Raw genomic sequence first — 4,430 nt, forward strand, 5'->3', positions numbered from 1 at the left:
CCCCCTTGACCACCTTCCTCATCGGCTGGGCCGCCGGACGCCACGGGCTCGATGTCGAGGAGGCCGCCCGCCGGGTCGGTGCCCTCGCCGCGCGCTGGGAGAGTGAACGGGCCCCGGAGGGCGCGCCCCCGGAGACCTGGGCGGGTTCCGGCCCGTCCGGTACCGCGGGCGACCCCGGGCGCGGGGCCCCCGGAGCGGGGCGACCGTGACGGCCCACCCCGGCTCCGCCCGGCCCGGGGGGACGCCCGGCCGGGATCGCGCCACCGACACCCCCGCGAGCGGCACCGGGGGCGCCGGCGGTCCCGCGCCGGCCGCGGCCCGGCTCACGACGGGCGGAGCCGATGACGACTTCGCCGACGCCCTGGCCCTGGCCAACAGCTCCCGCCCCCGCGTCCCGACCGCGGCCGGGACGCGGGGGAGCACCGCCGGCGCCCGCGTCGAGGGGGAGGCCGGACCCGCGGCGACAGCGGGTCCCGCCGACCCCGCCGACGCCAGGGGGACGGACCGGGGCGAGGAGCGGACCGGCGCCCATCGGACGACCGACGACCGGCACCGGAGCGACCACGAAACCACCGGACACCACCACGACACCGACTGGGAGACCGCCCACCGCACCGCCCACCGCGTCGGGCGGGAACTCCCGCCGCGTGCCGTGTCCCTGACGGAGGCGATCGGCCACACCCTCGCCGAACCGCTCACCGCCCTCACCGACCTCCCCGCCTTCGACACCGCCGCCATGGACGGCTGGGCCGTCTCCGGCCCGGGCCCGTGGGGGCTGGAACCCGGCGGTGCCGTCCTCGCCGGCCACGACCACCCCGCCCCGCTCGCCGACGGCCTCGCCGTGCCCATCGCCACCGGGGCCCGCATCCCGCCCGGCACCACCGCGGTGCTGCGCCGGGAGCGCGGACGCACCCTCGCCGACCGCCTGCGCGGCCCCAACCCGTCCCCGGGCGCCGACATCCGACCGCGCGGGCAGGAGTGCCGCACCGGAGCCGGTCTGCTTCCCGCCGGTACGCCGGTGACCCCCGCCGTGCTCGGGCTGGCCGCCGCCGCCGGCTACGACCGGCTGACCGTGCGCCCGCGCCCCCGGGTGGCGGTCCTGGTACTCGGCGACGAACTGCTGCACCGGGGTCTGCCCACCGGCGGGCGGATCCGCGACGCCATCGGCCCCATGATCGGCCCCTGGCTGACCGGGCTCGGCGCCGAACCGGTCTCCGTGCGCCTCCTCGGCGACCTGCCGGCCGGGTCGGCGGACCGGGCCGGGGGACCTCGTGGCGACACCCTGGTGGAAGCCCTCCTCGATGCCGCCGGGAGCGCCGATCTCGTCCTCACCAGTGGCGGTACCGGCGCCGGCCCGGTGGACCGCGTCCACCCCGCGTTGCGGGCGCTCGGCGCCCGCCTCCCCGTGGACGGCGTCGCCGTGCGCCCCGGCCACCCGATGCTGCTCGCCGAACTCCCGGACGGGGTTCCCCTGGTGGGCCTGCCGGGCAATCCACTGGCCGCCGTCTCAGCCGTGCTGACCCTGGTGGCGCCGGTGCTGCGCGGTCTCACCGGCCGCCCCGAGCCGGACGCCGACACCGTCCGGGCCCGGCTGACCGAGCCGGTGTCCCGCCACCCCCGGGACGTACGGCTGGTGCCGGTGCGGCTTCCCGCACCGGGGTGGGCCGAGCCGGTGGGTTGGGCCGGCCCGGCTATGCTGCGCGGGATCGCCGTCGCCGATGCCGTGGCGGTTCTTCCCCCCGGTCCGGCCCCGGCGGCCGGCCGGGTCCGCCTGCTGGAGCTGCCCCGACCATGAGGATCCCCTCCGCTCTCACCCCCGGGGACGGGGACTCCTCCCCCGGCTCGGAACGGGACCGACAGGCTCTGGGCGTCTCCCTGCCCCGGCAGATCGCCGGACCGCTCATCCAGGTGCTCAAGCGGCTGGCCCTGGCCAATCTGGTGCTGTTCACCGCCTTCCTCGTCGTCTACCTGGACCGCGACGGCTACACCGACAGCCGGGACGGCGAGGTCGGGGCACTCGATGCCCTCTACTACGTCACGGTGTCGCTCTCCACCACCGGGTACGGCGACATCGCCCCCTATTCGGACCTCGCCCGGCTGCTCACGACGTTCGTCATCACGCCCCTGCGGGTGGCGTTCCTGATCATCCTGGTCGGCACCACGCTCGAGGTGCTGACCGAGCGCACCCGCGAACAGTGGCGGGTCGGGCACTGGAGGAAGACCTTGCGCGACCACACCGTCATCGTCGGTTTCGGCACCAAGGGACGCTCCGCCGCCGAAACCCTCATGCGCACCGGCGTCACCCAGGACCGCATCGTCGTGGTCGATCCCAGTCCCGTGGTCGTGGAACAGGCCAACGCGGAGGGTTACGCGGGCGTCGTCGGTGACGCCACCCGCAGCAACGTGCTCCTGCGGGCCCGCGTCGACCGGGCCCGGCAGGTGGTGATCTCCACCCAGCGGGACGACACCGCCGTGCTGGTCACGCTCACCGCCCGACAGCTGAGCAAGTCCGTCCGGATCGTGGCCTCGGTCCGGGAGGAGGAGAACGTGCCGTTGCTCCGGCAGTCCGGCGCCGACTCGGTGATCACCAGTGCCTCGGCCGTCGGGCGCCTGCTGGGTCTGTCGATGGTCAGCCCCAGCTCGGGCTCGGTCATGGAGGACCTGATCCAACAGGGGTCGGGGCTGTCCCTGAAGGAACGACCGGTCACCCGGGCGGAGGCGGGAAGGTCGCCGCGCGAGTGCGACGACCTGGTCGTCTCGGTGATAAGGGGTCACCGGCTGCTGCCCTTCGACGATCCGGAGGCCCGAACCCTGGAACTGCAGGACCGGGTGGTGGTGATCCGCCGCACCAGCGGTGACGAGGACAAGGCGCGCCCGGCGAAGCAGGAGGGGCGGCCGGAGCGCGGCCCCGGCTCCTGGCGCATCCCGCGCGGTTGACCCGGTCGGGCTCGGGACCGGGCGGTCGGCGGGCCGACGCGCCCGGCCGAACGGGGCGGTCGTCGTCCGGCGTCCGCCGCCGCTTACCCTCGCGCCCATGCGAGCCATCACTGTTTCCGAGCCCGGCGGTCCCGAGGTCCTGCGGATGGAGGAGGTCCCCGATCCCGAACCGGGCCCCGGCGAGGTGCTGATCGACGTCACCGCCTGCGCCGTCAACCGAGCGGATGTCCTGCAACGGCGGGGGCACTACGACCCGCCACCCGGGGCGAGCCCGTATCCGGGGCTGGAGTGCTCTGGGACGGTCGCCGGTCTCGGGCCCGGCACGGCGGGGCCGAGGCCGGGGGAGCGGGTCTGCGCGTTGCTGTCCGGCGGGGGGTACGCCGAGCGGGTCGTGGTCCCGGCCGGTCAGGTGCTGCCGCTTCCCGGGGAAATCGATTCGGTAACGGCCGCGGCCCTTCCCGAGGTGGTGTGCACGGTGTGGTCGAACGTCTTCATGGCCGCCGACCTGCGTCCGGGCGAGACCATCCTGGTGCACGGCGGGGCCAGTGGCATCGGCACGATGGCGGTGCAGTTGGCCCGTGCCGTGGGGGCCCGAGCCGCGGTGACCGCCGGTGGGGTCGCGAAGCTGGAGCGGTGCCGCGAACTCGGGGCCGAGATCCTGATCGACTACCGCGAGCAGGACTTCGAGGAGGAGATGCGGAAGGCCACCGACGGGCGGGGAGCAGACGTCATTCTCGACATCATGGGCGCCTCCTACCTGCGCCGGAACGTCCGAACCCTGGCCACCGGCGGACGGTTGGTGGTGATCGGCCTCCAAGGGGGCGTGCGGGGGGAATTGGAACTGGGACGGTTGTTGGCCAAGCGGGGAACGATCATCGCGACCTCGCTGCGTGCCCGCCCGGTCGAGGAGAAGTCCGCGATCGTGACGGCGGTGCGCGAGCACGTGTGGCCGATGCTCGCCGACGGCCGGGTTCGACCGGTGATCGACCGGGTGATGCCGCTGGCGGAGGTGGCCGAGGCGCACCGGGTCATGGAGGCGGGGGAGCACGTGGGCAAGATTGTCCTCACCACCTGAGAGGGTGTTCATCTGACGGCTCCCCAGAAGACGTATGGTCGTGTGACCTTCGGTTCGGCCACTCGTTGAGAGGACGAACCGTCCTTTTCGTGTGATTCGCATGGAGTGGGGCAGGCGAAGGTTGGCAGGGGCACGGACTCCCTTCCGGAACCCCTCGGTACCCCCGGGTGGCCCCCGGGCGACCGGGACGCGCCGGAAGAGCGTGGTGCGGGAGCGGATCCCGGTGGCCGGGATGAAAGCCACGGCTTTCGGATGCCCGAAGATGCCGGATTCGTGCCGTTATGTGACTCTGGTAACCCTGCCGGTCGGTGCCGGAGCGTGTTGAACTCCATGCGGAGGGTGGGAATTGTGCGGATACGGGTGGGCGTCACGATGTGCGGAACCGCGCTGGCGGTGCTGCTGCCGGTGGGGGTCGTCC

The 4,430-nt window shown here is 74.3% G+C and carries 4 protein-coding genes; all 4 read left to right on the forward strand.

Features of this window, described 5'->3' with window-relative positions; translation table 11 throughout:
- The coding region (locus FNQ90_RS13830) for a DUF6457 domain-containing protein (RefSeq protein ID WP_228471147.1) at positions 1-209 on the forward strand (209 nt) is incomplete at its 5' end.
- On the forward strand, positions 206-1,795 hold the full coding sequence (locus FNQ90_RS13835; protein ID WP_323379951.1) for a molybdopterin molybdotransferase MoeA: 1,590 nt from the start codon (positions 206-208) through the stop codon (positions 1,793-1,795). The genes FNQ90_RS13830 and FNQ90_RS13835, both read left to right, overlap by 4 nt.
- Positions 1,792-2,937 carry a potassium channel family protein gene (locus FNQ90_RS13840; RefSeq protein ID WP_182606658.1) on the forward strand — a complete coding sequence of 382 codons (1,146 nt, stop codon included), beginning with the start codon at positions 1,792-1,794 and terminating at the stop codon, positions 2,935-2,937. The genes FNQ90_RS13835 and FNQ90_RS13840 overlap by 4 nt, the downstream gene beginning before the upstream one ends.
- Positions 2,938-3,034: 97 nt before the next feature.
- Positions 3,035-4,012 carry an NAD(P)H-quinone oxidoreductase gene (locus FNQ90_RS13845; RefSeq protein WP_182606659.1) on the forward strand — a complete coding sequence of 326 codons (978 nt, stop codon included), beginning with the start codon at positions 3,035-3,037 and terminating at the stop codon, positions 4,010-4,012.
- Positions 4,013-4,430 lie beyond the last annotated feature (418 nt).

It is taken from the genome of Streptomyces alkaliphilus (assembly GCF_014141535.1).
GTDB lineage: Bacteria > Actinomycetota > Actinomycetes > Streptomycetales > Streptomycetaceae > Streptomyces > Streptomyces alkaliphilus.